Genomic DNA, 26,555 nt, shown 5'->3' with positions numbered 1-26,555 from the left:
TATGAGCACCATTGACATTCTGTCGCCCGCGGGCGACAAGACCGGGACCGTCGAGCTCCCGGCCGAGATCTTCGACGCCAAGGTCAGCGTTCCGCTGATCCACCAGGTCGTCGTCGCGCAGCTGGCCGCCGCCCGTCAGGGTACGCACAAGGTCAAGCGTCGTGGCGAGGTCCGCGGTGGTGGTAAGAAGCCGTACCGCCAGAAGGGCACCGGCCGCGCCCGTCAGGGTTCGACCCGTGCGCCGCAGTTCGCCGGCGGTGGCGTCGTGCACGGCCCCGTGCCGCGTGACTACTCGCAGCGGACCCCGAAGAAGATGAAGGCCGCCGCCCTCCGCGGTGCCCTCACCGACCGGGCCCGTCACTCCCGCATCCACGTCGTCTCCGGCGTGGTCGAGGGTGCCGCCTCCACCAAGGCCGCCAAGACGCTGTTCGGCAAGATCTCGGAGCGCAAGAACCTGCTCCTGGTCGTCGAGCGTGCCGACGAGGCCGCGTGGCTGTCCGCCCGCAACCTGCCCCAGGTGCACATCCTGGAGCCGGGCCAGCTGAACACGTACGACGTGCTCGTCTCCGACGACGTGGTCTTCACCCAGGCCGCTCTCGAGTCCTTCGTGTCTGGCCCCAAGGCCGATGAGACCGAAGGGAACGAGGCCTGATGTCCGAGGCAACGATCACCAGCAAGACCTTCACGGACCCGCGCGACATCCTTGTCCGCCCGGTGGTCTCCGAGAAGAGCTACGCGCTGCTGGACGAGAACAAGTACACGTTCATCGTCGACCCCCGTGCCAACAAGACCCAGATCAAGCAGGCCGTCGAGGCGGTCTTCTCGGTCAAGGTCGCCGGGGTGAACACGATCAACCGCCAGGGCAAGCGCAAGCGCACCCGCACCGGTTTCGGTAAGCGCGCCAACACCAAGCGCGCCATCGTGACCCTTGCCGAGGGCGACCGTATCGACATCTTCGGCCAGGCCTCCTAACGGAGCGCCCTGGTCCGAATATCGGACGAGGACTGAGAAATGGGTATCCGCAAGTACAAGCCGACGACTCCGGGCCGTCGTGGCTCCAGCGTCGCCGACTTTGTCGAGATCACGCGGTCCACGCCGGAGAAGTCGCTGGTCCGTCCCCTGCACAGCAAGGGCGGCCGTAACAACGCCGGTCGTGTGACCGTTCGCCACCAGGGTGGCGGACACAAGCGCGCCTACCGAGTGATCGACTTCCGTCGTCACGACAAGGACGGCGTGCCGGCCAAGGTCGCGCACATCGAGTACGACCCCAACCGCACCGCGCGCATCGCCCTCCTGCACTACGCAGACGGTGAGAAGCGCTACATCATCGCTCCGCGCGGCCTGAACCAGGGCGACCGGATCGAGAACGGCCCGACGGCCGACATCAAGCCCGGTAACAACCTGGCGCTCCGCAACATCCCGGTCGGTACCACGATCCACGCGATCGAGCTCCGTCCCGGTGGCGGTGCCAAGTTCGCCCGTTCCGCGGGTGCCTCCGTGCAGCTGCTGGCGAAGGAAGGTGCCATGGCGCACCTCCGTATGCCGTCCGGTGAGATCCGTCTGGTCGACGTGCGCTGCCGCGCCACGATCGGCGAGGTCGGCAACGCCGAGCAGTCGAACATCAACTGGGGCAAGGCCGGCCGCATGCGCTGGAAGGGCGTCCGCCCGACCGTCCGCGGTGTCGCGATGAACCCGGTTGACCACCCGCACGGTGGTGGTGAGGGCAAGACCTCCGGTGGTCGCCACCCGGTCTCCCCGTGGGGTCAGAAGGAGGGTCGTACTCGCTCGCCGAAGAAGGCTTCGAGCAAGTACATCGTCCGCCGCCGCAAGACGAACAAGAAGCGCTAGGAGCGGGTTTAGATGCCGCGCAGTCTCAAGAAGGGGCCCTTCGTCGACGACCACCTCGTAAAGAAGGTGGACGCCCAGAACGAAGCCGGCACCAAGAACGTCATCAAGACCTGGTCCCGTCGCTCGATGATCATCCCCAGCATGCTGGGTCACACCATCGCGGTGCACAACGGCAAGACCCATGTCCCGGTGTTCGTCACCGAGTCCATGGTCGGCCACAAGCTCGGCGAGTTCTCGCCGACTCGCACCTTCCGCGGCCACGTCAAGGACGACCGGAAGTCGAAGCGCCGCTAATCGCGGGGTGGAACGACTAATGACTTACATCGAAGGGACAACCATGGAAGCCAGGGCCCAGGCGCGGTACATCCGCGTCACGCCCATGAAGGCCCGCCGTGTGGTGGACCTCATCCGTGGCATGGACGCCACGGAGGCCCAGGCGGTCCTGCGTTTCGCCCCGCAGGCCGCGTCTGTGCCGGTCGGCAAGGTGCTTGACAGCGCCATTGCCAACGCCGCGCACAACTACAACCACACGGACGCCTCCTCGCTGGTCATCAGCGAGGCGTTTGTTGACGAGGGCCCGACCCTGAAGCGGTTCCGTCCGCGTGCTCAGGGCCGTGCCTACCGGATCCGCAAGCGGACCTCCCACATCACCGTGGTCGTCAGCAGCAAGGAAGGAACCCGGTAATGGGCCAGAAGGTAAACCCGCACGGGTTCCGGCTCGGTATCACCACGGACTTCAAGTCCCGTTGGTACGCCGACAAGCTGTACAAGGACTACGTCAAGGAAGACGTCGCCATCCGTCGGATGATGACGTCCGGCATGGAGCGCGCCGGCATCTCGAAGGTTGAGATCGAGCGCACCCGTGACCGTGTCCGCGTGGACATCCACACCGCCCGCCCGGGCATCGTCATCGGCCGCCGTGGCGCCGAGGCCGACCGCATCCGCGGTGACCTCGAGAAGCTCACCGGCAAGCAGGTGCAGCTGAACATCCTCGAGGTCAAGAACCCCGAGGTCGACGCTCAGCTCGTCGCGCAGGCCGTTGCCGAGCAGCTGTCCTCCCGCGTCTCCTTCCGTCGGGCCATGCGCAAGAGCATGCAGTCCGCCATGAAGGCCGGCGCCAAGGGCATCAAGATCCAGTGTGGCGGTCGTCTCGGCGGCGCCGAGATGTCCCGCTCGGAGTTCTACCGCGAGGGTCGTGTGCCGCTGCACACGCTGCGCGCGAACGTCGAGTACGGCTTCTTCGAGGCCAAGACCACCTTCGGCCGCATCGGCGTGAAGGTCTGGATCTACAAGGGCGACGTCAAGAACATCGCCGAGGTCCGCGCCGAGAACGCCGCGGCCCGTGCGGGCAACCGCCCGGCCCGTGGTGGCGCTGACCGCCCCGCCGGCCGTGGTGGCCGCGGTGGCGAGCGTGGCGGCCGTGGTGGCCGCAAGCCGCAGCAGGCTGCTGCCGCCGAGGCCCCCAAGGCCGAGGCCGCTGCCGCCGCTCCGGCCGAGAGCACCGGAACGGAGGCCTGACCGACATGCTGATCCCTCGTAGGGTCAAGCACCGCAAGCAGCACCACCCCAAGCGCCGCGGCATGGCCAAGGGTGGCACTGAGGTGGCATTCGGCGAGTACGGCATCCAGGCGCTGACCCCGGCGTACGTGACCAACCGCCAGATCGAGTCCGCTCGTATCGCCATGACCCGCCACATCAAGCGTGGCGGCAAGGTCTGGATCAACATCTACCCGGACCGCCCGCTCACGAAGAAGCCTGCCGAGACCCGCATGGGTTCCGGTAAGGGTTCCCCGGAGTGGTGGATCGCGAACGTGCACCCGGGCCGGGTCATGTTCGAGCTGTCCTACCCGAACGAGAAGATTGCGCGTGAGGCTCTGACTCGTGCGGCCCACAAGCTGCCGATGAAGTGCCGGATCGTCAAGCGCGAGGCAGGTGAGTCGTGATGGCGGCCGGTACCAAGGCGTCGGAGCTGCGTGAGCTGGGCAACGAGGAACTCGTTGGCAAGCTGCGTGAGGCCAAGGAGGAGCTCTTCAAGCTCCGTTTCCAGGCGGCCACGGGTCAGCTGGAGAACAACGGTCGGCTCAAGTCCGTCCGTAAGGACATCGCTCGCATCTACACCCTGATGCACGAGCGTGAGCTCGGTATCGAGACGGTGGAGAGCGCCTGATGAGCGAGAACAACGTGACTGAGAAGGCCGACCGCGGTTTCCGCAAGACCCGTGAGGGTCTGGTCGTCAGCGACAAGATGGACAAGACCGTCGTCGTCGCCGTCGAGGACCGTGTGAAGCACGCGCTGTACGGCAAGGTCATCCGCCGTACGAACAAGCTCAAGGCGCACGACGAGGCCAACGCCGCGGGTATCGGCGACCGCGTTCTCCTCATGGAGACGCGTCCGCTGTCCGCGACCAAGCGGTGGCGCGTCGTCGAGATCCTCGAGAAGGCCAAGTAATCAGTCCGGGGGGCTTCCCCCGGATTCGTTCCGCCAGGCTCGGTCGGGGCTTCGCTGAAGCCCCGGCCGGGAACCGGCAGACAAACAGGAGATAGACGTGATCCAGCAGGAGTCGCGGCTTCGTGTCGCCGACAACACTGGTGCCAAGGAAATCCTTTGCATCCGTGTTCTCGGTGGCTCCGGCCGCCGCTACGCGGGCATCGGTGACGTCATCGTCGCCACCGTCAAGGACGCGATCCCCGGTGGCAACGTGAAGAAGGGTGACGTCGTCAAGGCGGTCATCGTTCGCACCGTCAAGGAGCGCCGCCGCCAGGACGGCTCGTACATCCGCTTCGACGAGAACGCCGCCGTCATTCTGAAGAACGACGGCGACCCTCGCGGCACCCGCATCTTCGGCCCGGTCGGCCGAGAGCTGCGCGAGAAGAAGTTCATGAAGATCATCTCGCTCGCGCCGGAGGTGCTGTAAGCATGAAGATCAAGAAGGGCGACCTGGTCCAGGTCATCACCGGTAAGGACAAGGGCAAGCAGGGCAAGGTCATCCAGGCCATGCCCGCTGAGAACCGCGTCCTGGTCGAGGGTGTCAACCGGGTCAAGAAGCACACCAAGGCTGGTCCGAACCAGGCCGGCGGCATCGTGATCACCGAGGCCCCCGTGCACGTTTCGAACGTCCAGCTGGTCGTGGAGAAGGACGGCAAGAAGGTCGTCACCCGCGTCGGTTTCCGCTTCGACGACGAGGGCAACAAGATCCGCGTTGCCAAGCGCACGGGTGAGGACATCTGATGGCTACCACTCCGCGTCTGAAGACGAAGTACCGCGAGGAGATCGCGGGCAAGCTGCGTGAGGAGTTCTCCTACGAGAACGTCATGCAGATCCCCGGCCTCGTGAAGATCGTGGTCAACATGGGTGTGGGCGACGCCGCCCGCGACTCCAAGCTGATCGAGGGTGCCATCAAGGACCTCACCACGATCACCGGTCAGAAGCCGGCCGTCACCAAGGCCCGCAAGTCCATCGCGCAGTTCAAGCTGCGTGAGGGTCAGCCGATCGGTGCTCACGTCACGCTTCGTGGCGACCGCATGTGGGAGTTCCTGGACCGCACCCTGTCGCTCGCGCTGCCGCGCATCCGCGACTTCCGCGGTCTGTCCCCGAAGCAGTTCGACGGCCGTGGCAACTACACCTTCGGTCTCACGGAGCAGGTCATGTTCCACGAGATCGACCAGGACAAGATCGACCGTGTCCGGGGTATGGACATCACCGTGGTGACCACGGCGACCAACGACGACGAGGGCCGTGCCCTTCTGCGTCACCTCGGCTTCCCGTTCAAGGAGGCGTAAGCGAGATGGCGAAGAAGGCTCTCATCGCGAAGGCTGCCCGCAAGCCCAAGTTCGGCGTGCGTGCGTACACCCGTTGCCAGCGGTGCGGTCGTCCGCACTCTGTGTACCGCAAGTTCGGCCTGTGCCGCGTCTGCCTCCGTGAGATGGCTCACCGTGGCGAGCTGCCGGGCGTGACCAAGAGCTCCTGGTAACCCCTTCACCCCTTGGGTGTAGAGGTTCCCGGAGTCTCTCGGTAAGCATCAGGACGGCGGACCGCCCCGCCCGCATGCCGTAGGCTTGTGGGGTTGGGCGTCCGCCGCCCTACCGACTTACTACGCCGTAGGTCCCCGTGCCGCACCCGTCCCGCCCCTGTGTGGGGAGAGGGATGGCACATACAGGAAACCCCGGCGAGAGAGGCCGAAGGCCGATTCATGACCATGACTGACCCCATCGCAGACATGCTCACGCGTCTGCGTAACGCTAACTCGGCGTACCACGACTCCGTCGTGATGCCGCACAGCAAGATCAAGTCGCACATCGCGGAAATCCTCAAGCAGGAGGGTTTCATCACCGGCTGGAAGGTCGAGGACGCCGAGGTCGGCAAGAACCTCGTCCTCGAGCTGAAGTTCGGGCCGAACCGCGAGCGTTCGATCGCCGGCATCAAGCGCATCTCGAAGCCGGGTCTGCGCGTGTACGCGAAGTCCACCAACCTGCCGAAGGTCCTCGGCGGCCTGGGCGTGGCGATCATCTCCACGTCCCACGGTCTCCTGACCGGCCAGCAGGCGCAGAAGAAGGGCGTGGGTGGGGAAGTCCTCGCCTACGTCTGGTAGTCGGGAACGGAGGAAAAGCTATGTCTCGCATTGGCAAGCTCCCCATCCCGGTTCCCGCCGGCGTGGACGTCACCATCGAGGGCCGCACGGTCACCGTCAAGGGTTCCAAGGGTTCCCTGACGCACACCGTTGCCGCTCCGATCGAGATCGGTAAGGGCGAGGACGGCGTTCTGAACGTCACCCGTCCGAACGACGAGCGTCAGAACAAGGCCCTCCACGGCCTGTCCCGCACGCTGGTGGCCAACATGATCACCGGTGTGACCACGGGATACACCAAGGCGCTCGAGATCAGCGGTGTCGGTTACCGCGTGGCCGCGAAGGGCTCCGCTCTGGAGTTCCAGCTCGGCTACAGCCACCCGATCCTGGTGGAGGCCCCCGAGGGGATCTCCTTCAAGGTCGAGTCGCCGACCAAGTTCTCGGTCGAGGGCATCGACAAGCAGAAGGTCGGCGAGGTCGCCGCCAACATCCGCAAGCTGCGGAAGCCCGACCCGTACAAGGCCAAGGGTGTCAAGTACGCGGGCGAAGTCATCCGCCGCAAGGTCGGAAAGGCTGGTAAGTAAAGCCATGGCATACGGTGTGAAGATCGCCAAGGGCGACGCTTACAAGCGCGCTGCGAAGGCGCGCCGCCACATCCGCATCCGCAAGAGCATCTCGGGTACGGCGGAGCGTCCGCGCCTCGTCGTGAACCGCTCGAACCGCGGCATCACCGCCCAGGTGATCGACGACATCAAGGGTCACACCCTGGCGTCGGCGTCCCACCTGGACGCGTCGATCCGTGGCGGCGAGGGCGACAAGTCCGCGCAGGCCAAGCAGGTCGGCGCCCTGGTCGCCGAGCGCGCCAAGGCCGCCGGTGTCGAGGCCGTCGTGTTCGACCGTGGTGGCAACAGGTACGCCGGGCGCATTGCCGCTCTGGCTGACGCCGCCCGCGAAGCCGGGCTGAAGTTCTAAGCCCCGGTTCCGGGACTAACGGACGTAACAGAGAGAGGTAATCCAATGGCTGGACCCCAGCGCCGCGGCAGCGGTGCCGGTGGCGGCGAGCGGCGGGACCGGAAGGGTCGCGACGGTGGCGCTGCTGCCGCCGAGAAGACCGCGTACGTTGAGCGCGTAGTCGCGATCAACCGCGTCGCCAAGGTTGTCAAGGGTGGTCGTCGTTTCTCCTTCACCGCGCTGGTCGTGGTGGGTGACGGTGACGGCACCGTGGGTGTCGGTTACGGCAAGGCCAAGGAGGTGCCGGCCGCCATCGCCAAGGGTGTTGAGGAGGCCAAGAAGCACTTCTTCAAGGTCCCCCGTATCCAGGGCACCATCCCCCACCCCATCCAGGGTGAGAAGGCGGCGGGCGTCGTCCTGCTGAAGCCTGCTTCCCCCGGTACCGGTGTGATCGCCGGTGGCCCCGTGCGCGCCGTCCTCGAGTGCGCCGGTGTTCACGACATCCTGTCGAAGTCGCTCGGCTCCGACAACGCGATCAACATCGTGCACGCGACCGTGGAGGCCCTGAAGGGCCTGCAGCGTCCCGAGGAGATCGCGGCTCGCCGTGGTCTGCCCCTCGAGGACGTCGCCCCCGCGGCTCTGCTTCGTGCGCGTGCGGGAGCGGGTGCGTAATGGCTCGCCTCAAGATCACGCAGACGAAGTCGTACATCGGTAGCAAGCAGAACCACCGCGACACCCTTCGTTCGCTCGGGCTGAAGCGCCTGAACGACGTGGTCGTCAAGGAGGACCGCCCCGAGTTCCGCGGAATGGTGCACACCGTCCGCCACCTCGTGACGGTTGAGGAGGTCGACTGATCATGGCGGAGAACAACCCGCTCAAGATCCACAACCTCCGTCCCGCCCCGGGCGCCAAGACCGCCAAGACCCGTGTGGGTCGTGGTGAGGCGTCCAAGGGTAAGACGGCCGGTCGTGGTACCAAGGGCACCAAGGCCCGTTACCAGGTTCCGGAGCGCTTCGAGGGTGGGCAGATGCCCCTCCACATGCGCCTCCCGAAGCTCAAGGGCTTCAAGAACCCGTTCCGCACGGAGTACCAGGTCGTGAACCTGGCCAAGCTGGCCGAGCTCTACCCCGAGGGTGGAGAGGTCACCGTGGCCGGTCTCGTCGAGCGCGGTGCCGTGCGCAAGAACAGCCTCGTCAAGGTCCTGGGCCAGGGCGAGATCTCCGTGGCGCTGCAGGTGACGGTCGACGCCGTCTCCGGCTCCGCCAAGGAGAAGATCGCCGCCGCCGGCGGCACCGTCACCGAGCTGGTCTGAATCTCTTCGGAGGTTCCGGACGGCGCGAGCTGACACGGAATGGCCAAGCCCGGCCGGTCCCCCTTTCGGGGGGTACCGGCCGGGCTTGTCCCGTTTCGGGGTTACGCGACTTACGACTTTCGGCTGTGATTTCGGTCGGCCGCACCCGCAGAAAGCAGTACGGGCCGGGGCAAGGCCGACCCTGGCCCAGACTGGATGTTTCACGCTGAGGTGGCGTGCGGGTAAGGTGGCGTTGCTAATCTCCGGGCAGTCTGCACCCTCGACCAGTGTGCGACTGCCTCGTCTGTAACCACCGACTGACCAAACCGTCACCTCACGCGTACGCGGGGGTCGCAGGAGGCACCGTGCTCACCGCGTTCGCCCGGGCGTTCAAGACGCCCGACCTGCGCAAGAAGCTGCTCTTCACACTCGGCATCATCGTGCTGTACCGGCTCGGGTCGCAGATCCCGATCCCCGGTGTCAGCTACAAGAACGTCCAGATCTGCCTCGACCAGGCGGGTTCCGGGCAGGGCCTCATGGGCCTGATGCAGATGTTCAGCGGTGGTGCGCTGCTTCAGATCACCATCTTCGCGCTCGGCATCATGCCGTACATCACGGCGAGCATCATCCTGCAGCTGCTGACCGTGGTGATCCCCAGGCTGGAGAACCTCAAGAAGGAGGGGCAGTCCGGCACCGCGAAGATCACGCAGTACACGCGTTATCTGACGGTCGCCCTCGCCATCCTCCAGGGCACCGGCCTCGTCGCGACCGCCCGCAGCGGCGCGCTGTTCCAGGGCTCGGGCTGCCCCGTGGCGAACCAGATCGTCCCGGACCAGTCCATCTTCACCACGGTCGTCATGGTCATCACGATGACCGCCGGTACCTGCGTGGTCATGTGGATGGGCGAGCTCATCACCGACCGCGGCATCGGCAACGGCATGTCGATCCTCATGTTCATCTCGATCGCCGCCGGCTTCGTCGGCTCCCTGTGGGCCATCAAGCTCCAGGGCAAGATCGCCGATGGCTGGGTCGAGTTCGGCGTCGTGATCCTCGTGGGCCTCGCGATGGTGGCCCTGGTGGTCTTCGTCGAGCAGGCGCAGCGCCGGATCCCGGTGCAGTACGCCAAGCGCATGATCGGCCGTCGGGCCTACGGGGGTACGTCGACGTACATCCCGCTCAAGGTGAACCAGGCCGGTGTGATCCCGGTCATCTTCGCCTCGTCGCTGCTGTACATCCCGGCGCTGATCGTCCAGTTCAGCAACTCCCAGGCAGGCTGGGCCGTCTGGATCCAGAAGCACTTCGTCAAGGGTGACCACCCGTACTACATCGCGGCCTACTTCTTCCTGATCGTGTTCTTCGCGTTCTTCTACGTGGCGATCTCGTTCAACCCGGAGGAAGTCTCGGACAACATGAAGAAGTATGGTGGGTTCATCCCGGGCATCCGGGCCGGCCGACCCACTGCCGAGTACCTGAGCTACGTGCTCAACCGGATCACCTGGCCGGGGTCGCTGTACCTGGGTCTCATCGCTCTTGTGCCGACGATGGCGTTGGCGGGCTTCGGCGCGAACCAGAACTTCCCCTTCGGCGGGACGAGCATCCTGATCATCGTGGGTGTGGGTCTGGAGACCGTGAAGCAGATCGAGAGCCAGCTCCAGCAGCGCAATTACGAAGGGTTCCTCCGCTGATGCGAATCGTCCTCGTCGGGCCTCCCGGGGCTGGCAAGGGAACGCAGGCCGCGTTCCTCGCCAAGAACCTGTCGATCCCGCACATCTCCACGGGCGACCTCTTCCGCGCCAACATCAGCCAGGGCACCGAGCTCGGTCTGAAGGCCAAGGCGTACATGGACGCCGGTGACCTCGTCCCCGACGAGGTGACCATCGGCATGGCCAAGGACCGCATGGAGCAGCCGGACGCCGTCAACGGCTTCCTGCTGGACGGCTTCCCGCGGAACGTGTCCCAGGCCGAGGCCCTGGACGAGATGCTGCGCGCCTCGGGCATGAAGCTCGACGCGGTCCTCGACCTGGAGGTCGAGGAGGACGAGGTGGTCAAGCGCATCGCGGGCCGCCGGATCTGCCGCAAGGACTCCTCGCACGTCTTCCACGTCTCCTACGCCCCGCCGAAGGCGGACGGCGTCTGCGACCAGTGCGGCGGCGAGCTCTACCAGCGCGGTGACGACACCGAGGACACGGTGCGCAACCGGCTGGAGGTCTACCACACGCAGACCGAGCCGATCATCGACTACTACAAGGCCCAGGGCCTGCTGGTGACGATCTCGGCCCTCGGCGAGGTGCAGGACGTCACGCAGCGCGCGATGGAAGCCCTCAAGAAGTAGTACCGCAGTAGCCCCGTACGGCCGCGGTGTCCTCCGGACGCCGCGGCCGTACTGTTGAGCAGAGGCGTTCCGCACGAGGCGTCCGTACGAGAGGCAAGAGGCAGCATGGTCCAGATCAAGTCCCCGGAGCAGATCGCGAAGATGCGCGAGGCGGGGCTGGTCGTCGCCGCCATCCACGCGGCGACCCGTGAGGCCGCCGTGCCCGGCGCCACCACCCGGGACCTGGACATGGTCGCCCGCAAGGTCATCGCGGACCACGGGGCCAAGTCGAACTTCCTCGGCTACGGCGGCTTCCCCGCCACGATCTGCACCTCGGTGAACGAGGTCGTCGTGCACGGCATCCCCGACGACAAGACCGTCCTCAAGGACGGGGACGTCATCTCCATCGACGCCGGCGCCATCGTGGACGGCTGGCACGGGGACGCCGCCTACACGGCCTTCGTGGGCACCGGGCACGCGCCCGAGCTCCTGGACCTCTCCCGGGTGACCGAGGAGTCCATGTGGGCCGGGATCGCCGCCATGAAGGCCGGGAACCGGCTCGTGGACATCTCCAAGGCCATCGAGTCCTCCATCAAGCGGCAGCCGCGGCCGGCGCTCGGTGACCACAGCCTCGGCAAGTACGGGATCGTCGAGGACTACGGCGGCCACGGCATCGGCACCGAGATGCACATGGACCCGCACCTGCTGAACTACGTCTCCCGCAAGCGGGGCAAGGGCGTGAAGCTGGTCCCCGGCCTGTGCCTGGCCATCGAGCCGATGGTCTCGCTGGGCACCGCGAAGACCGAGGTCCTGGCGGACGACTGGACGGTCGTCACCACGGACGGCACCTGGTCCTCGCACTGGGAGCACTCGGTGGCCCTGACCGAAGAGGGCCCGCTGGTCCTCACGGCCCCCGACTGCGGCAAGGCGAAGCTGGCCGAGTACGGCATCACGACGGCCCCGGACCCGTTGGGCTGAGACCTCGGGTCGCGGGTTCCCGCCGGGCGGAGTCCGGCGCAGCCGCGCGAAGCGGTGAGGCGCCCCCGGGGCGCCGAGGCTGCGAGGGTGGCGTGGGGGAGTGGTCTGCGGCAAGGCGAAGCCGGCCGAGTACGGCATCACGACGGCCCCGGACCCGTTGGGCTGAGGCCTCGGGTCGCGGGTTTCCGCCGGGCGGAGTCCGGCGCAGCCGCGCGAAGCGGTGAGGCGCCCCCGGGGCGCCGAGGCTGCGAGGGTGGCGTGGGGGAGTGGTCTGCGGCAAGGGGAAGCCGGCCGAGTACGGCATCACGACGGCCCCGGACCCGTTGGCGTGGTGCCGGCTGCGGGCCCGGGCCTCGCTCGGGCCCGCTCGGTTAATGATCTACGCTGTGGGGCAAACTTTCCGGATTCGTCTTTCTGGGTGCCCTGACGTAGACTGACTCGTCGGCTCCTTTGCATCCGCATGTCTTCGTGCCTGCGGGGAGCTGATCAAGGTAGCCGATTCGAAAGGCGAAGCGTGGCCAAGAAGCAAGGTGCCATCGAGATCGAGGGCACCGTGATCGAGTCCCTCCCGAACGCGATGTTCAAGGTGGAGCTCCAGAACGGTCACAAGGTCCTCGCGCACATCAGCGGAAAGATGCGGATGCACTACATCCGTATCCTCCCGGATGACCGGGTCGTCGTGGAGCTCTCTCCCTACGACCTGACGCGTGGCCGGATCGTCTACCGATACAAGTAGATCTTGCCCCCGCGCCCCGCTCCGCGGGGTGGTGGCACTGACCCGGAGAACCTCACCCACATGAAGGTCAAGCCGAGCGTCAAGAAGATCTGCGACAAGTGCAAGGTGATCCGCCGTCACGGCCGGGTCATGGTCATCTGCGACAACCTGCGCCACAAGCAGCGCCAGGGCTGACGCACGCCGACCGACCTGCATTTCGCAGTTCTTCGCGCGACGCAACACTCGTACATACGCAGAGCCCGCCCAGCCCCCTTCCGGGGTCGGCGGCACCTCCGGCGGGGGCCGGAGACCCGATCTGTACCTCATACGGCGGATCGGGAGTGGCTTTGCTGAAGACCCCCGAACACACAGGAGCCATTGAATGGCACGCGTTTCCGGTGTTGACATCCCGCGCGAAAAGCGCGTGGTGGTTGCACTCACCTACGTCTTCGGTATCGGGCGCACCCGTTCCGAGGAGATCCTCGACGCCACCGGCGTGAACCCCAGCACCCGCGTTCGTGACCTGGCCGAAGAGGACCTGGTCAAGATCCGCGAGTACGTGGACGCCAACCTGCGCACCGAGGGCGACCTCCGCCGCGAGATCCAGGGCGACATCCGCCGCAAGATCGAGATCCAGTGCTACCAGGGCATCCGCCACCGTCGCGGCCTCCCGGTTCACGGTCAGCGCACCAGCACGAACGCCCGTACCCGCAAGGGCCCGCGTCGCGCGATCGCCGGCAAGAAGAAGCCGGGCAAGAAGTAGTCCTCAGCGGACTCGCTTTCCAGCGGTCTTGCGCTGTAGGACCGACCACCTCCCTGTAGGAGTAAGAGATGCCCCCCAAGGGTCGTCAGGGCGCTGCCAAGAAGGTGCGCCGCAAGGAAAAGAAGAACGTCGCTCACGGCCACGCGCACATCAAGAGCACGTTCAACAACACGATCGTGTCCATCACGGACCCGACCGGCAACGTGATCTCCTGGGCCTCCGCCGGCCACGTCGGCTTCAAGGGCTCGCGCAAGTCCACCCCCTTCGCCGCGCAGATGGCCGCCGAGTCGGCTGCCCGTCGCGCGCAGGAGCACGGCATGCGCAAGGTCGACGTCTTCGTCAAGGGTCCCGGCTCCGGCCGTGAGACCGCGATCCGCTCCCTCCAGGCCACGGGCCTCGAGGTCGGTTCGATCCAGGACGTCACCCCCACCCCGCACAACGGCTGCCGTCCGCCGAAGCGCCGCCGCGTCTGACCCTCGGGTCGGGCCCGCGCGTTTCCACGCACTGAGCCGAGGTTCCGGGCGGCACGACCCCTCCGGGGGGCGTGCCGCCCGTACCCTTGCAAGACCCGCCGCTTCCGCGGCGGTCCCGTCGGGCGTCAAATAGTGGGCGTCCACGACTGAAGGAACACACATGCTTATCGCTCAGCGTCCTTCGCTGACCGAAGAGGTCGTCGACGAGTACCGCTCGCGGTTCGTGATCGAGCCGCTGGAGCCGGGCTTCGGCTACACCCTCGGCAACTCCCTGCGCCGTACCCTCCTGTCCTCCATCCCGGGTGCCGCTGTCACCAGCATCCGCGTGGACGGCGTCCTGCACGAGTTCACCACCGTGCCGGGCGTCAAGGAAGACGTCACGGACATGATCCTCAACATCAAGCAGCTCGTCGTCTCCTCGGAGCACGACGAGCCGGTCGTGATGTACCTGCGCAAGCAGGGCCCCGGCCTGGTCACCGCCGCGGACATCGCCCCGCCGGCCGGTGTCGAGGTGCACAACCCGGACCTGGTCCTCGCCACCCTCAACGGCAAGGGCAAGCTGGAGATGGAGCTGACCGTCGAGCGCGGTCGCGGCTACGTCTCCGCCGTCCAGAACAAGCAGCTGGGCCAGGAGATCGGCCGCATCCCGGTCGACTCCATCTACAGCCCGGTCCTCAAGGTCACCTACAAGGTCGAGGCGACCCGAGTCGAGCAGCGCACCGACTTCGACAAGCTCATCGTCGACGTCGAGACCAAGCAGGCCATGCGCCCGCGTGACGCCATGGCGTCCGCCGGCAAGACCCTGGTCGAGCTGTTCGGCCTGGCGCGCGAGCTCAACATCGACGCCGAGGGCATCGACATGGGCCCGTCCCCCACGGACGCCGCCCTGGCCGCCGACCTGGCGCTGCCGATCGAGGAGCTGGAGCTCACGGTCCGCTCCTACAACTGCCTCAAGCGCGAGGGCATCCACTCCGTGGGTGAGCTCGTGGCCCGCTCCGAGGCCGACCTGCTCGACATCCGCAACTTCGGTGCGAAGTCGATCGACGAGGTCAAGGCGAAGCTCGCCGGCATGGGCCTGGCCCTGAAGGACAGCCCGCCCGGGTTCGACCCGACCGCCGCCGCCGACGCGTTCGGCGCGGACGACGACGCCGACGCCGGCTTCGTCGAGACCGAGCAGTACTGATCAAGGCTTGCGGGGGGCTCCACGGCCCCCCGTACACCCCTCCCGCAAAAGCGGAAGGGGACTGACACCGGTACCTGGTACGGCCGGTGCAGCACACAAGGAGAAACACCATGCCGCGTCCCGCCAAGGGTGCCCGTCTGGGCGGCAGCGCCGCGCACGAGAAGCTGCTCCTCGCGAACCTCGCGAAGTCCCTCTTCGAGCACGGCCGCATCACGACGACCGAGGCCAAGGCCCGCCGCCTGCGTCCGGTCGCCGAGCGTCTGATCACCAAGGCCAAGAAGGGCGACATCCACAACCGTCGCCAGGTGCTGCAGTCGATCACGGACAAGGGCATCGTCCACGCCCTCTTCACCGAGATCGCCCCGCGCTACGCCGAGCGTCCGGGTGGCTACACCCGCATCACCAAGATCGGCAACCGTCGTGGCGACAACGCCCCGATGGCCGTGATCGAGCTGGTCGAGGGCGAGATCGCCAAGAAGGCGACCGTCGACGAGGCCGAGGCCGCCACCAAGCGTGCCGTCAAGGAGGCCGACGCGGCCGCCGAGACCACCGAGGCGCCGGTCGAGGAGACCAAGGAGGGCTGAAGCCCCCCCGGTCTCGCCGTAAGGCACTGAACGGGCCCGTCCCCTCCGGGGGGCGGGCCCGTTCCGCATCTTCTGAGAGGATTCACGGGTGAGTGACGAGGTGGAGCCCGGGTTCGTCCGGGTGCGGCTGGACCTGTCGTACGACGGCAAGGACTTCTCCGGCTGGGCGAAGCAGACCGCGCGGCGGACCGTACAGGGCGAACTGGAATCCGCCCTGCGGACGGTGATGCGACTGGCCGACCCGGTGGACCTGACCGTGGCCGGGCGCACCGACGCCGGGGTCCACGCCCGGGGGCAGGTCGCCCACCTGGACCTGCCCGAGGCGGTCTGGGCCGAGCACGAGGACAAGCTGCTGCGGCGGCTCGCCGGCCGGCTCCCGCACGACGTCCGGGTGTGGCGGGTCGCCGCCGCGCCCGCGGGCTTCAACGCCCGCTTCTCGGCGATCTGGCGCCGCTACGCCTACCGGGTCGGGGACCACAAGGGCGGCGTGGACCCGCTGCGCCGCGGACACGTGCTGTGGCACGACTGGCCGCTGGACGTGGCCGCCATGAACGCCGCCTCGCGGGACCTCCTCGGCGAGCACGACTTCGCCGCGTACTGCAAGAAGCGCGAGGGCGCCACGACCATCCGCACCCTCCAGCAGCTGAGCTGGGAGCGGGGCGAGGACGGCGTGGTCACCGCGACGGTGCGCGCCGACGCCTTCTGCCACAACATGGTCCGCTCCCTGGTGGGCGCCCTGCTGTACGTGGGCGACGGGCACCGGCCGGTGGACTGGCCGGGCAAGGTGCTGGCCGCCGGGGTCCGGGACTCCGCGGTGCACGTGGTGCGGCCGCACGGGCTGACCCTGGAGGAGGTCGGCTACCCGGCCGACGAGCTGCTGGCCGCGCGCAACCGTGAGGCCAGGAACGTGCGCACCCTGCCGGGCGGGATCACGGGCGCCGGCTGCTGCTGAGCGGGGCGGGCCGGCGGGGTGGGCGTGAGGCCGGTCCCGGCCGGGCCCGCGTCAGGGGGCCGGGGACGCCGGGGCGAGGGAGCGGCCGCGGGCCAGGATCCGCTGGAAGGCGTACTCGGCGAGGTCGTCGCCCGCCGCGTACACGGACCGGTCCTCGCGGGTGACGCCCTTGCCGCCCTGGAAGCCGGACAGGGTGACGTACACGAAGCGGCCGTAGCTGTTGGCGGTGCGGCGGCAGACCGTGCCCGCGGTACAGGCCCGGGGCCCCTTCGCGGGCTGGAGGGCGCTGAGCGGGCCCGGCAGGTCCGCCTTCGCGCCCGCGGCGCGGCCGGCGTCCGGGAAGGCCAGCACGCCGACGGTGGTCGCGACCCCCTTGCGCTGGTAGGTGGCGCGGACCAGGCTCCGGCAGCCGTGCCGGGCCAGGACGGCCGCCACGGCCGGGGAGGCGGCCTTCGCGCAGCCGGTGGTGGTGTCCGCGGCGGTCCGCCGGTAGGTCCGGTCGTCGATCTCGGTGCTGCGGTCCGGGAACACGGCGGCGGCGGTGAAGGGGGCCCGGTCGCGCCGCTCGTCGCGGAGGAACTCCAGCGGGTGCGGCCCGCCCGGCGGGGCGGAGGGGAAGGCGGGGACCGCGGCCGGGGAGGAGCCGGCGGGCCCGGCGGCGGGGGCGGTGTCCCGCGGTGCCCCGCCGCCGAGCAGCAGCACCGCGACGAGCACGGCGACCGCGCCGACGGCCGCCGCGGCCCCGCCCCGCAGCAGCAGCCTCCGCCGGCGGTCCCGACGGGCCGTCTCCTCGGCCAGGGCCTCCCAGTCGGGCGTGGCCGCGTACGGCCCGGTGGGCCCCTCCCCAAGACTCATGCGGCCCAGCCTAGGCAGCGGGTGAGGGGGCGCGGGCCGGGGTCGGGGAAACCCGCTTGGGCGGATGCGGGCGCGGCGGCCACAATGCGGACATGGGACATCTCGAAGCCGGACACCTCGACTACTACCTGCCGGACGGGCGCGTGCTGCTGGCCGACGCCTCCTTCCGGGTGGGGGAGGGCTCGGTGGTGGCGCTGGTCGGCGCCAACGGCGCGGGCAAGACCACCCTGCTGAAGCTGATCGCCGGGGAGCTCCAGCCCCACGGCGGCTCGGTGACCGTCAGCGGCGGACTCGGGGTGATGTCGCAGTTCGTGGGCTCCGTACGGGACGAGACCACGGTGCGCGACCTGCTGGTGTCGGTGGCCCAGCCGCGGATCCGGACGGCCGCGAAGGCCGTGGACGAGGCCGAGCACCTGATCATGACGGTGGACGACGAGGCCGCGCAGATGAGGTACGCGCAGGCCCTCAGCGACTGGGCCGACGTGCAGGGCTACGAGGCCGAGACCCTGTGGGACGTGTGCACCACGGCCGCGCTCGGCATCCCCTACGACAAGGCGCAGTTCCGCGAGGTGCGGACGCTCTCCGGCGGCGAGCAGAAGCGGCTGGTGCTGGAGGCGCTGCTGCGCGGTCCGGACGAGGTCCTGCTGCTCGACGAGCCGGACAACTACCTCGACGTGCCGGGCAAGCGGTGGCTGGAGGACCAGCTCCGCGCCACCCGCAAGACCGTGCTGTTCATCTCCCACGACCGTGAGCTGCTGTCCCGGGCCGCACAGAAGATCGTCAGCGTGGAGCCGGGGGTGGACGGTTCGGACGTGTGGGTGCACGGTGCCGGGTTCGACACCTTCCACGAGGCCCGCAAGGAGCGCTTCGCCCGCTTCGAGGAGCTGAAGCGGCGTTGGGAGGAGAAGCACGCCCAGCTGAAGAAGCTGGTGGTGACGCTCCGACAGGCCGCCGCGGTCAGCCACGAGATGGCCTCCCGGTACGCGGCCGCGCAGACCCGGCTCCGGAAGTTCGAGGAGGCCGGTCCGCCGCCGGAGCCGCCGCGGGAGCAGGAGATCACGATGCGGCTGCGCGGCGGGCGCACCGGAGTGCGCGCGGTGACCGCGAAGGGCCTGGAGCTGAAGGGCCTGATGAAGCCCTTCGACCTGGAGGTGTTCTACGGGGAGCGGGTGGCCGTGCTCGGCTCCAACGGCTCCGGCAAGTCGCACTTCCTTCGGCTGCTCGCGGGCGAGCAGGTCGCTCATGAGGGTGAGTGGAAGCTGGGTGCCCGGGTGGTCCCGGGGCACTTCGCGCAGACCCACGCGCACCCGGAGCTCTTCGGCCGCACCCTCGTGGACATCCTGTGGACGGAGCACTCCAAGGACCGGGGCGGGGCCATGTCGGTGCTGCGCCGGTACGAGCTGGAGCGGCAGGGAGACCAGCCCTTCGACCGGCTCTCCGGCGGGCAGCAGGCCCGTTTCCAGATCCTGCTGCTGGAGCTGGCGGGTACGACGGCCCTGCTCCTGGACGAGCCCACCGACAACCTGGACCTGGAGTCCGCGGAGGCCCTGCAGGACGGGCTGGAGGCGTACGAGGGCACCGTCCTGTGCGTCACCCACGACCGCTGGTTCGCCCGGTCCTTCGACCGCTACCTCGTGTTCGGTTCCGACGGCGTGGTACGAGAGACCACGGAGCCGGTCTGGGACGAGCGGCGGGTCGTGCGCGAGCGCTGAGCCCGCGGGCCGTCCGCCGGCGCCGTGCGGCGGGGGACGGCCCCCGCCGGTCCGGATCGGGAGGATCGGCAGTGGCGGTGCGCTCCGGGAGCCGGACCGTGTTCCGGAACGCGTCCGGGCGCCTGCCCCGGGGCCTCGGTCGGGCCCGCCGGGCGGTGGCCGGCCACCGGGACGGACGGGCCGCGGCGGGCCGCCGGCTGCGGGCGGGGCTGCTGCGCCCGGCCCCCCGGTCCTGGTGGATCGGGTGTGCGGTCGCGCTGCTGGGGACGGCCCTGGCGGCGGGGGCGCGGCGCTCCGACGGGGGGATGGACAACGCCTTCGTGGTGAAGGCGGCCCGGGCGGTGCTGGCGGGGGAGTCCCCGTACGCGGACGAGCGGTTCCTGTACCTGCCGAGCGCGGTGCTGGCGGCGGTGCCGGAGGCGCTGCTGCCGTGGCCGGTGCTGCGGTGGGCGGTGCCGCTGGTGTCCTCGGGGCTGGTGCTGGCGGGCTGGTGGGGGGCGCTGCGGCTGTTCGGGGTGCCGCCGGGTTCGCGGTTCGCGGTGGCCGGGGCGGGGCTGGGGGCGCTGGTGTTCCGGCCGTACGCGAACCTCGTGCAGCTGGGGAACTGGACGTGCGTGGCGGTGGCGGCGCTGCCGGTGGTGCTGCTGCTGGCCCGACGGGGGCGGTGGGCGGCGGCCGGGGCGGTGGCGGGGCTGGCGGTGGCCTGCAAGCCGATGCTGGTGCCGCTGGCGGTGCTGTTCCTGTTGGCACGGGCCCGGCGGGGGCTGGCGCTGCTGGTGGCGGTGCCCGCGGGGGCCTCGCTGCTGGGGGCGCTGCTGATGCCGGAGCCGGAGCTGTTCCTGACCCGGACGCTGCCGTTCCTGTTGCGGGGGCAGGACGCCTTCGCGCTGGTGTGGGACGCCTCGCCGGTGGCGGTGCTGCCGCGGCTGGGGGTGCCCGTCCCGGTGGCGGTGTCCGTGGCGGGGGCCCTGGCGGGGGCGGGGTTGTGGTGCGCGCGGCGGCGGTGGCGGCGTCCGGCGGGGCCGGGGGAGTCCGAGGAGCTGCGGTTGGCGGAGACGGCCGCGGCGGTGATGCTGAGCGCCTTCCTGGTCTCCCGGCCGTCCTTCGACCACTACCTGCTGGTGGTGTTGCCGCTGCTGCTGGCCTCGGGGGTGCGGGCGGGGTCGGTGCCGCGGTCGGGGTGGTTCTGGGCGGGGCTGCTGCCGCAGGCGGCGGGGGTGCCGTGGCCGGTGGTGGACACCGCGCACCGGCGGGCGTTCCGGGACTGCGCCACCCTGGTGGTGCTGGCCGTGGTGGTGATGCGGGAGTGCGCGGGTCGCGGCCGGGTTAGTCTGGTGTACAGACGAACGGCAGGAGCCGCGAGCGCCGTCGGGCCCGCAGACGCGGGGACTCGAACGGCGTTTTGACCCGTCCGGGGCACCGCGGGTATCCTGCTGGTTCGTTATGCGTATTGGCTTGCTCATTCTCACGTGAAAGGGCCTTACGCCGGTCCACCGGGCCGATGACCAGCGGTGTACACGGGTTGCGTCCCCGGCGTGCACCAGGGCTGTCGTGATCGTCCGTGGTGACCCTGTCAGGACCCGTTCCCGTGGGCTCGCGCCCTTGGGAGCGAACCACCACTGAAGAAGCGAAGGCATACGCGTGCGTACGTTCAGCCCCAAGCCCGGCGACATCTCGCGCCAGTGGCTCGTCATCGACGCCCAGGACGTTGTCCTCGGCCGTCTGGCGACCCAGGCCGCTGCCCTCCTGCGGGGCAAGCACAAGCCGACCTACGCCCCCCACATGGACATGGGCGACTTCGTCATCATCGTCAACGCCGACAAGGTCCACCTGTCCGGCAACAAGGCGGCGCAGAAGATGGCGTACCGCCACTCCGGCTACCCGGGTGGTCTGCGTTCGGTCCGCTACGACGACCTGCTCCGTGACAACCCGGAGAAGGCCGTGGAGAAGGCCGTCAAGGGCATGCTCCCCAAGAACACCCTGGGCCGTCAGATGCTCTCGAAGCTGAAGGTCTACTCGGGCGACCAGCACCCCCACGCTGCCCAGCAGCCGGTGCCGTTCGAGATCACCCAGGTCGCGCAGTAGTTCCGGCCACCCCCTAAGACGAAAAAGAATCTGAGGAGCATCGTGGCCGAGACCACTGTTGAGACCCCCCTCGAGGGCGAAGAGACCTACGCCGAGGTCACCACCTTCGAGTCCGAGGTGCCCGTCGAGGGCGAGTACACCTCCGAGTCCCTGGCGTCCCGCTTCGGCGACCCGCAGCCGGCCGCCGGCCTGGGCCGTCGCAAGAACGCCATCGCCCGCGTCCGGATCGTCCCGGGCACCGGCAAGTGGAAGATCAACGGTCGCACCCTTGAGGACTACTTCCCCAACAAGGTGCACCAGCAGGAAGTCAACGAGCCCTTCAAGGTGCTCGAGCTCGACGGCCGTTACGACGTCATCGCCCGCATCGCGGGTGGCGGCGTCTCCGGGCAGGCCGGTGCCCTGCGCCTCGGCGTGGCCCGCGCCCTCAACGAGGCCGACGTGGACAACAACCGCGCCCCGCTGAAGAAGGCCGGCTTCCTCTCCCGCGACGACCGTGCGGTCGAGCGCAAGAAGGCCGGTCTCAAGAAGGCTCGCAAGGCCCCGCAGTACAGCAAGCGCTAATCTCCGCCTGCTTGTCTGCACGAATCCGCCCCGGCGGCACGCACTGTGCTGCCGGGGCGGTTCGTTTATCGCCAAAAGCGACGTATATCTGTCTCAAAGCACTCGATTCTCGGTAACTCGGAGGACACCAGTGGGACGACTCTTCGGTACGGACGGTGTACGCGGTGTCGCCAATGCGGATCTGACGGCTGAGCTCGCCCTCGGCCTCTCCGTGGCGGCCGCCCACGTGCTCGCGGAAGCGGGCACCTTCGAGGGGCACCGCCCCACCGCGGTGGTCGGTCGCGACCCGCGGGCCTCGGGCGAGTTCCTGGAGGCCGCGGTCGTCGCCGGTCTCGCGAGCGCGGGCGTGGACGTCCTGCGCGTCGGTGTGCTGCCCACCCCGGCGGTGGCGTATCTCACCGGTGCGCTGGGCGCCGACCTCGGCGTGATGCTCTCCGCCAGCCACAACGCCATGCCCGACAACGGCATCAAGTTCTTCGCCCGCGGCGGCCACAAGCTGGCCGACGAGCTGGAGGACCGGATCGAGTCGGTCTACGAGGAGCACCGCACCGGCGCTCCCTGGGACCGCCCCACCGGTGGCGGCGTGGGTCGGGTCAGCGACTACACCGAGGGCGCCGAGAAGTACGTCGCGCACCTGATGGGCGCGCTCCCGAACCGGCTGGACGGCCTGAAGGTGGTCCTGGACGAGGCGCACGGCGCGGCCGCGCGGGTCTCCCCGGAGGCGTTCGCGCGGGCCGGCGCCGAGATCGTCACCATCGGCGCGCAGCCCGACGGCCTCAACATCAACGAGGGCTGCGGCTCCACCCACCTGGACCTGCTGAAGCAGGCCGTCGTCGAGCACGGCGCCGACCTGGGCATCGCCCACGACGGTGACGCCGACCGCTGCCTGGCCGTGGACCACTGGGGCAACGAGATCGACGGGGACCAGATCCTGTCGGTGCTGGCCCTGGCGCTGCGCGAGGCCGGTCAGCTGCGGCAGGACACGGTGGTCGCCACCGTCATGTCCAACCTCGGCTTCAAGCTGGCCATGGAGGCCGCGGGCATCGAGCTGGTGCAGACCGCGGTCGGCGACCGGTACGTGCTGGAGTCGATGAAGGAGAACGGCTACGCCCTCGGCGGCGAGCAGTCCGGGCACGTCATCATCCTGGACCACGCGACCACCGGCGACGGCACCCTCACCGGTCTGCTGCTGGCCGCCCGCGTGGCCGCCACCGGCCGGCCGCTGGCCGAGCTGGCCGCCGTCATGAACCGGCTGCCGCAGATCCTGATCAACGTGCCCGACGTGGACAAGTCCCGGGTGGGCACCTCCGGCGAGCTGGCGGCGGCCGTGGCCGACGCCGAGCGCGAGCTGGGTTCCACCGGCCGGGTGCTGCTGCGGCCCTCGGGCACCGAGCCGCTGGTGCGGGTCATGGTGGAGGCCGCGGACATCGAGCAGGCCCGGTCCGTGGCGGGCCGGCTGGCCGACGCGGTGAAGACCGCCCTGGGCTGAGCCGTCCGCCCACACCGTTCCGTGGCCGGGGCCCGGACCCTTTCGGGGGTCCGGGCCCCGGCCCGTGTCACGGCGCGGACGGGCCCCGTCGGGCGCGGGCCGGGCGCCGCCACCGGCCGCGCTGGGTGCGCCACAGCAGCCGCTGCGCGTACAGGGTCAGCAGGCCCGCGAGGACGAGGCCGCCGAGGTTGATCAGCAGCTGCTCGGTGGAGCCCCACATCTGGGCCACGTCCCCGTAGCCGAGGGCCACGGCGGCGTTGGCGGCGGCCGGGACGGTCGTCACCGAGATGGCCACGCCGACCAGGGCCCCCGATTTCGCCGAGGTCAGGGAGAGCACTCCGGCGGCCCCGGCGAGCAGCGCGACCACGAAGGAGAAGGGGTCCGGCTGCCAGATGAAGCTGGTGTTGGGCCGGTCGTCGGCCAGCATCTCCTCCTGGAACAACCCCAGGGCGTCCATCACCAGGGTGAACAGGGTGGTGGCGGCCATGGCCAGGGCGAAGCCGATGAGCAGGGCGGTCAGGGAGCGGACGGCCAGACGGGGGGCCCGGCGCACCAGTCCGGTGCAGACGCCCGCGATGGGGCCGAACTCGGGGCCCACGGCCATGGCGCCCACGATCAGCACCGCGTTGTCCAGGACCACACCGCAGGCGGCGATCATCGTGGCCAGGACCATGAACGCCGTGTAGGTGAAGCTGAGCGTGGACTCCTCGTGGGTGGCCTCGGTCAGCTGTTCCCAGAGCACGGCGTCGGCGCCCTCGCCGGGGGCTTCCTTCTCGGCGCGGTCCGCCCGCACCGACAGCGAGATGTCGATGTTCTCCACGGCGATGGAGCCGTCCCGGTCGATGCCGAGCTCCCGCAGGCCGTGCAGGAGGGTGTCCCCGGACTCGCGGGCCGCGTCGCACAGGACGAGGTCTCCGGCGGGGTCGCGGGCCGCGCCGGGGATCACGGCCAGGTGGGTGGTGCCGACCGTGCTCTCCAGGAGCCGGACCACGGCCTCCGTGCGGTCGGTCGGAGTGATCATCCTCAGGTGCAGCATGGGCCGCACCCTACGGGGGCCGGGTGACGGATCAGAGCTTGCGCAGGCTCAGGCGGCGCACCTTGTGGTCGGGGCCCTTGCGGATGATGAGGTTGGCGCGGCCGCGGGTGGGGGCCACGTTCTCCAGCAGGTTGGGCCGGTTGATGGTGCGCCACATGGTGCGGGCGTAGTCCATGGCCTCCTCCTCGGAGACCTGGGTGTACTTGCGGAAGTACGAGAAGGGGTTCTGGAAGGCGGTCTCGCGGAGCTTGCGGAACCGGTTGAGGTACCAGAGCTCGATGTCCTCGGGGCGGGCGTCCACGTACACGCTGAAGTCGAAGTAGTCGGCGAGGCCGACCCGGGTGCGGCCGTCCTTGCCGGGCAGGGCGGGCTGGAGGACGTTCAGGCCCTCGACGATCAGGATGTCGGGGCGGCGGACCACGAGCCGTTCGTCGGGCACGATGTCGTAGATCAGGTGGGAGTAGACGGGTGCGGTGACCTCGTCCTTGCCCGCCTTGATGTCGGCGACGAAGCGGGTCAGGGCGCGCCGGTCGTAGGACTCGGGGAAGCCCTTGCGGGAGGTGAGTCCGCGCTCCTGGAGCTCGCGCATCGGGTAGAGGAAGCCGTCGGTGGTGACGAGTTCCACCCGGGGGTGCTCGGGCCAGCGGGCCAGCAGGGCCTGGAGGAGGCGGGCCACCGTGGACTTGCCGACGGCGACGCTCCCGGCGACCCCTATGACGAAGGGGGTGCCGCGCTGGGCGCCGTGGCCGTTGCCGGCGTCGCCGAGGAAGGTGTTGAGGGCGCCGCGGAGGTTGCTGGTGGCGCCGACGTAGAGGTTGAGGAGGCGGGACAGCGGGAGGTAGACGTCCCGGACCTCGTCGAGGTCGATGACGTCGCCCAGGCCGCGGAGCTTCTCGACCTCCTCCGCGGTGAGGGGGAGCGGGGTGCGCTCGCGCAGGGCGCTCCACTCCTCGCGGGTGAGGTCTACGTACGGCGACGCCTCGGGCCGGCGCCGGTCGGTTCCGCTTCGTGGCGGCGAAGTGATCACAGGTTCATTGTCGGCGTTCGGTGGGGTGCGTGGGCCGTGGGGAAGGTCACGTGGGTGCGCGGCGCGCGGTGGGGCAGGGGCCTCCGGGGTGCGCCCCGGGCCGGCGCGGGGGCGCCGCCCGGCGTGTCGTGGTGGGGTGGGCCGGGGGTTGTACGGGAGGCGGTTGCGATTGGGGCGAGGGCAGGTCTCACGGCCGTCACGATCCCGGTACGGGGCGTCGACAGGGGCGGAGGCTGGGATTCCGGCCCGTAGGTTGGTGATCTACGCGCCCGCCGGGGTCCGTCCCCTGCCAGGGCGGCCCGTGATCGGCCCGGCCGTCCGCTTCACTCACAGGGGAGATCCACACATGCGCAGCACCCTCGTCCGCCGTTCTGTCATGACCGCGTCGGCCCTCTCGCTGGCGCTGCTGGCCACGGCCTGCGGCTCGGACGGCGGCAAGGAGGACGCGAAGGGAGCGGACAAGCCGGCGGAGAAGTCCGCGAGCTCCGCCCCGGCGGCCAAGGGCAAGACGGACGCCGAGCTGACCCCGCTGCTGGTGACCCAGGCGGACCTGAAGGACCACAAGGTGGACTCCGAGTCCGCTGCCGCCCTCGGCGCGAGCACCTCCACCGCCGACAAGACCGAGTGCACGATCCTCGCCCAGGTTCACGGCGGCGAGAAGTACGGTGCGCCGACCGGCGTCGCCCGCACCTCGGTCGTGCCCGTGCCCAAGCAGCCCGCCGCGGACGCCAGCCCCGAGGACAAGCTGAAGGCCGCCATGGACGCCCTCGGCGGCACCGTCACCGCGATCGGCCTCAACTCCTACGACGGCAAGGGCGCCGAGGAGTTCGCCGCGGCCGTCAAGAAGGCGGGCACGGACTGCGCGGCCGGCTTCACCGTCACCTCCGACGGCGAGAAGACCAAGATCAGCTCGGTGAAGCCCGCCCCGGCCCCCGCGGGCGGCGACGAGACCCTCGGCCTGGTGCTCACCATGGACGTGGAGGGCACGCCCACCCCGATGCTGCTGAACCTGGTCCGCACCGGCAACACCGTCGCGACCTTCTCCTCGCTCAGCCTCTCCGGCAAGAGCCAGGCCCCCACCACCGTCATCGAGACCCAGCTCAAGAAGCTCGGCTGAGCCCGCGCCGGTCCCCCGCGACCGGCGCCGGTGAACCCCTTCACCCGTACGGCCCACGTC

General features: G+C 69.4%; 38 protein-coding genes. 35 read left to right on the top strand and 3 right to left on the bottom strand.

Annotation, left to right across the window (positions count from 1 at the left end; all coding sequences use genetic code 11):
• Position 1: 1 nt before the first annotated feature.
• From rplD to truA, 29 genes are all read left to right on the top strand, one after another.
• Complete coding sequence (gene rplD, locus ABTZ17_RS04005; RefSeq protein ID WP_352193898.1) at positions 2 to 652, top strand: 50S ribosomal protein L4; 651 nt, start codon at positions 2 to 4, stop codon at positions 650 to 652.
• Positions 652 to 972: a 50S ribosomal protein L23 gene (gene rplW, locus ABTZ17_RS04000; protein ID WP_125642234.1), complete on the top strand. Its 321-nt coding sequence runs from the start codon at positions 652 to 654 to the stop codon at positions 970 to 972. Before rplD ends, rplW begins: the two co-directional genes overlap by 1 nt.
• A gap of 39 nt (positions 973 to 1,011) precedes the next feature.
• Positions 1,012 to 1,848: a 50S ribosomal protein L2 gene (rplB, locus tag ABTZ17_RS03995; RefSeq protein ID WP_352193897.1), complete on the top strand. Its 837-nt coding sequence runs from the start codon at positions 1,012 to 1,014 to the stop codon at positions 1,846 to 1,848.
• A gap of 12 nt (positions 1,849 to 1,860) precedes the next feature.
• Positions 1,861 to 2,142 carry a 30S ribosomal protein S19 gene (gene rpsS, locus ABTZ17_RS03990; RefSeq protein ID WP_007265903.1) on the top strand — a complete coding sequence of 94 codons (282 nt, stop codon included), beginning with the start codon at positions 1,861 to 1,863 and terminating at the stop codon, positions 2,140 to 2,142.
• Positions 2,143 to 2,185: 43 nt separating this feature from the next.
• The gene (gene rplV, locus ABTZ17_RS03985) at positions 2,186 to 2,533 is read left to right on the top strand and encodes a 50S ribosomal protein L22 (protein ID WP_226734108.1); all 348 of its coding nucleotides are present in this window, start codon (positions 2,186 to 2,188) and stop codon (positions 2,531 to 2,533) included.
• Positions 2,533 to 3,366: a 30S ribosomal protein S3 gene (gene rpsC / locus ABTZ17_RS03980; protein WP_352193896.1), complete on the top strand. Its 834-nt coding sequence runs from the start codon at positions 2,533 to 2,535 to the stop codon at positions 3,364 to 3,366. The genes rplV and rpsC overlap by 1 nt, the downstream gene beginning before the upstream one ends.
• A 5-nt stretch (positions 3,367 to 3,371) precedes the next feature.
• Positions 3,372 to 3,791, top strand: a complete 420-nt coding sequence (rplP, locus tag ABTZ17_RS03975; protein WP_352193895.1) for a 50S ribosomal protein L16 — start codon at positions 3,372 to 3,374, stop codon at positions 3,789 to 3,791.
• Positions 3,791 to 4,015 (top strand): 50S ribosomal protein L29, encoded by a 225-nt coding sequence (gene rpmC, locus ABTZ17_RS03970; RefSeq protein WP_150258781.1) that lies wholly within the window; start codon positions 3,791 to 3,793, stop codon positions 4,013 to 4,015. Before rplP ends, rpmC begins: the two co-directional genes overlap by 1 nt.
• Positions 4,015 to 4,296 (top strand): 30S ribosomal protein S17, encoded by a 282-nt coding sequence (rpsQ, locus tag ABTZ17_RS03965; protein WP_352193894.1) that lies wholly within the window; start codon positions 4,015 to 4,017, stop codon positions 4,294 to 4,296. The genes rpmC and rpsQ overlap by 1 nt, the downstream gene beginning before the upstream one ends.
• A 97-nt stretch (positions 4,297 to 4,393) precedes the next feature.
• Positions 4,394 to 4,762: a 50S ribosomal protein L14 gene (gene rplN / locus ABTZ17_RS03960; RefSeq protein ID WP_003956455.1), complete on the top strand. Its 369-nt coding sequence runs from the start codon at positions 4,394 to 4,396 to the stop codon at positions 4,760 to 4,762.
• A 2-nt stretch (positions 4,763 to 4,764) separates the two neighbouring features.
• Positions 4,765 to 5,076: a 50S ribosomal protein L24 gene (gene rplX / locus ABTZ17_RS03955; protein WP_352193893.1), complete on the top strand. Its 312-nt coding sequence runs from the start codon at positions 4,765 to 4,767 to the stop codon at positions 5,074 to 5,076.
• Positions 5,076 to 5,627, top strand: a complete 552-nt coding sequence (gene rplE, locus ABTZ17_RS03950) for a 50S ribosomal protein L5 (protein WP_352193892.1) — start codon at positions 5,076 to 5,078, stop codon at positions 5,625 to 5,627. Before rplX ends, rplE begins: the two co-directional genes overlap by 1 nt.
• Positions 5,628 to 5,632: 5 nt before the next feature.
• Positions 5,633 to 5,818: a type Z 30S ribosomal protein S14 gene (locus ABTZ17_RS03945; RefSeq protein ID WP_003956452.1), complete on the top strand. Its 186-nt coding sequence runs from the start codon at positions 5,633 to 5,635 to the stop codon at positions 5,816 to 5,818.
• A gap of 219 nt (positions 5,819 to 6,037) precedes the next feature.
• Entirely contained in the window at positions 6,038 to 6,436 is a 399-nt protein-coding gene (rpsH, locus tag ABTZ17_RS03940) for a 30S ribosomal protein S8 (RefSeq protein WP_042812335.1), read from the top strand.
• Between the two features lie 20 nt (positions 6,437 to 6,456).
• Positions 6,457 to 6,996: a 50S ribosomal protein L6 gene (gene rplF, locus ABTZ17_RS03935; protein WP_352193891.1), complete on the top strand. Its 540-nt coding sequence runs from the start codon at positions 6,457 to 6,459 to the stop codon at positions 6,994 to 6,996.
• Between the two features lie 4 nt (positions 6,997 to 7,000).
• Positions 7,001 to 7,384 carry a 50S ribosomal protein L18 gene (gene rplR / locus ABTZ17_RS03930; RefSeq protein WP_352193890.1) on the top strand — a complete coding sequence of 128 codons (384 nt, stop codon included), beginning with the start codon at positions 7,001 to 7,003 and terminating at the stop codon, positions 7,382 to 7,384.
• 45 nt (positions 7,385 to 7,429) lie between these two features.
• A complete protein-coding gene (rpsE, locus tag ABTZ17_RS03925) occupies positions 7,430 to 8,035 on the top strand; it encodes a 30S ribosomal protein S5 (protein ID WP_030201551.1) in 606 nt (201 codons plus the stop codon).
• The gene (gene rpmD / locus ABTZ17_RS03920) at positions 8,035 to 8,217 is read left to right on the top strand and encodes a 50S ribosomal protein L30 (RefSeq protein WP_005313525.1); all 183 of its coding nucleotides are present in this window, start codon (positions 8,035 to 8,037) and stop codon (positions 8,215 to 8,217) included. The genes rpsE and rpmD overlap by 1 nt, the downstream gene beginning before the upstream one ends.
• A gap of 2 nt (positions 8,218 to 8,219) precedes the next feature.
• The gene (gene rplO / locus ABTZ17_RS03915; protein WP_352193889.1) at positions 8,220 to 8,675 is read left to right on the top strand and encodes a 50S ribosomal protein L15; all 456 of its coding nucleotides are present in this window, start codon (positions 8,220 to 8,222) and stop codon (positions 8,673 to 8,675) included.
• A 344-nt stretch (positions 8,676 to 9,019) separates the two neighbouring features.
• Positions 9,020 to 10,339: a preprotein translocase subunit SecY gene (secY, locus tag ABTZ17_RS03910; protein WP_352193888.1), complete on the top strand. Its 1,320-nt coding sequence runs from the start codon at positions 9,020 to 9,022 to the stop codon at positions 10,337 to 10,339.
• Positions 10,339 to 10,986 carry an adenylate kinase gene (locus tag ABTZ17_RS03905; protein ID WP_352193887.1) on the top strand — a complete coding sequence of 216 codons (648 nt, stop codon included), beginning with the start codon at positions 10,339 to 10,341 and terminating at the stop codon, positions 10,984 to 10,986. Before secY ends, ABTZ17_RS03905 begins: the two co-directional genes overlap by 1 nt.
• 105 nt (positions 10,987 to 11,091) lie before the next feature.
• Entirely contained in the window at positions 11,092 to 11,943 is an 852-nt protein-coding gene (gene map / locus ABTZ17_RS03900) for a type I methionyl aminopeptidase (RefSeq protein ID WP_352193886.1), read from the top strand.
• A gap of 514 nt (positions 11,944 to 12,457) precedes the next feature.
• Complete coding sequence (gene infA / locus ABTZ17_RS03895) at positions 12,458 to 12,679, top strand: translation initiation factor IF-1 (RefSeq protein WP_003956442.1); 222 nt, start codon at positions 12,458 to 12,460, stop codon at positions 12,677 to 12,679.
• A 60-nt stretch (positions 12,680 to 12,739) separates the two neighbouring features.
• Positions 12,740 to 12,853 carry a 50S ribosomal protein L36 gene (gene rpmJ / locus ABTZ17_RS03890; protein ID WP_003956441.1) on the top strand — a complete coding sequence of 38 codons (114 nt, stop codon included), beginning with the start codon at positions 12,740 to 12,742 and terminating at the stop codon, positions 12,851 to 12,853.
• Between the two features lie 187 nt (positions 12,854 to 13,040).
• Complete coding sequence (gene rpsM / locus ABTZ17_RS03885) at positions 13,041 to 13,421, top strand: 30S ribosomal protein S13 (protein ID WP_352193885.1); 381 nt, start codon at positions 13,041 to 13,043, stop codon at positions 13,419 to 13,421.
• A 68-nt stretch (positions 13,422 to 13,489) separates the two neighbouring features.
• Positions 13,490 to 13,894 (top strand): 30S ribosomal protein S11, encoded by a 405-nt coding sequence (rpsK, locus tag ABTZ17_RS03880; protein ID WP_003948617.1) that lies wholly within the window; start codon positions 13,490 to 13,492, stop codon positions 13,892 to 13,894.
• A 160-nt stretch (positions 13,895 to 14,054) separates the two neighbouring features.
• Complete coding sequence (locus ABTZ17_RS03875) at positions 14,055 to 15,077, top strand: DNA-directed RNA polymerase subunit alpha (protein ID WP_352193884.1); 1,023 nt, start codon at positions 14,055 to 14,057, stop codon at positions 15,075 to 15,077.
• Positions 15,078 to 15,187: 110 nt separating this feature from the next.
• Positions 15,188 to 15,661 (top strand): 50S ribosomal protein L17, encoded by a 474-nt coding sequence (gene rplQ / locus ABTZ17_RS03870; RefSeq protein WP_352193883.1) that lies wholly within the window; start codon positions 15,188 to 15,190, stop codon positions 15,659 to 15,661.
• A gap of 88 nt (positions 15,662 to 15,749) precedes the next feature.
• Positions 15,750 to 16,613: a tRNA pseudouridine(38-40) synthase TruA gene (gene truA, locus ABTZ17_RS03865; protein ID WP_352193882.1), complete on the top strand. Its 864-nt coding sequence runs from the start codon at positions 15,750 to 15,752 to the stop codon at positions 16,611 to 16,613.
• Between the two features lie 51 nt (positions 16,614 to 16,664).
• Here the strand turns inward: truA and ABTZ17_RS03860 are convergent, their stop codons facing one another.
• Positions 16,665 to 17,468: a hypothetical protein gene (locus ABTZ17_RS03860; RefSeq protein ID WP_352193881.1), complete on the bottom strand. Its 804-nt coding sequence runs from the start codon at positions 17,466 to 17,468 to the stop codon at positions 16,665 to 16,667.
• A 92-nt stretch (positions 17,469 to 17,560) separates the two neighbouring features.
• Between ABTZ17_RS03860 and ABTZ17_RS03855 the strand changes: the two genes are divergently transcribed.
• The 5 genes from ABTZ17_RS03855 to glmM all read left to right on the top strand — a co-directional run bounded on the left by ABTZ17_RS03855 (position 17,561) and on the right by glmM (position 23,315).
• A complete protein-coding gene (locus ABTZ17_RS03855) occupies positions 17,561 to 19,180 on the top strand; it encodes an ABC-F family ATP-binding cassette domain-containing protein (RefSeq protein WP_352193880.1) in 1,620 nt (539 codons plus the stop codon).
• 98 nt (positions 19,181 to 19,278) lie between these two features.
• The gene (locus tag ABTZ17_RS03850; protein ID WP_502994589.1) at positions 19,279 to 20,586 is read left to right on the top strand and encodes a glycosyltransferase family 87 protein; all 1,308 of its coding nucleotides are present in this window, start codon (positions 19,279 to 19,281) and stop codon (positions 20,584 to 20,586) included.
• Between the two features lie 235 nt (positions 20,587 to 20,821).
• Positions 20,822 to 21,265 (top strand): 50S ribosomal protein L13, encoded by a 444-nt coding sequence (rplM, locus tag ABTZ17_RS03845; RefSeq protein ID WP_352193879.1) that lies wholly within the window; start codon positions 20,822 to 20,824, stop codon positions 21,263 to 21,265.
• 42 nt (positions 21,266 to 21,307) lie between these two features.
• Positions 21,308 to 21,826 (top strand): 30S ribosomal protein S9, encoded by a 519-nt coding sequence (gene rpsI / locus ABTZ17_RS03840; protein ID WP_352193878.1) that lies wholly within the window; start codon positions 21,308 to 21,310, stop codon positions 21,824 to 21,826.
• Between the two features lie 130 nt (positions 21,827 to 21,956).
• Complete coding sequence (gene glmM / locus ABTZ17_RS03835) at positions 21,957 to 23,315, top strand: phosphoglucosamine mutase (RefSeq protein ID WP_352193877.1); 1,359 nt, start codon at positions 21,957 to 21,959, stop codon at positions 23,313 to 23,315.
• A gap of 67 nt (positions 23,316 to 23,382) precedes the next feature.
• Here glmM and ABTZ17_RS03830 read toward each other — a convergent pair whose 3' ends face one another.
• Complete coding sequence (locus ABTZ17_RS03830; protein WP_352193876.1) at positions 23,383 to 24,351, bottom strand: DUF389 domain-containing protein; 969 nt, start codon at positions 24,349 to 24,351, stop codon at positions 23,383 to 23,385.
• Between the two features lie 31 nt (positions 24,352 to 24,382).
• Positions 24,383 to 25,378, bottom strand: a complete 996-nt coding sequence (gene coaA, locus ABTZ17_RS03825) for a type I pantothenate kinase (RefSeq protein ID WP_352193875.1) — start codon at positions 25,376 to 25,378, stop codon at positions 24,383 to 24,385.
• 346 nt (positions 25,379 to 25,724) lie between these two features.
• Between coaA and ABTZ17_RS03820 the strand changes: the two genes are divergently transcribed.
• Positions 25,725 to 26,495 (top strand): hypothetical protein, encoded by a 771-nt coding sequence (locus tag ABTZ17_RS03820; protein ID WP_352193874.1) that lies wholly within the window; start codon positions 25,725 to 25,727, stop codon positions 26,493 to 26,495.
• Positions 26,496 to 26,555 lie beyond the last annotated feature (60 nt).

It is taken from the genome of Streptomyces sp. NPDC097619, assembly GCF_040302735.1.
Classification (GTDB): Bacteria; Actinomycetota; Actinomycetes; order Streptomycetales; family Streptomycetaceae; genus Streptomyces.
Note: the sequence above shows the minus strand (reverse complement) of the source record. Positions and strands in the feature narration are given on the sequence as shown.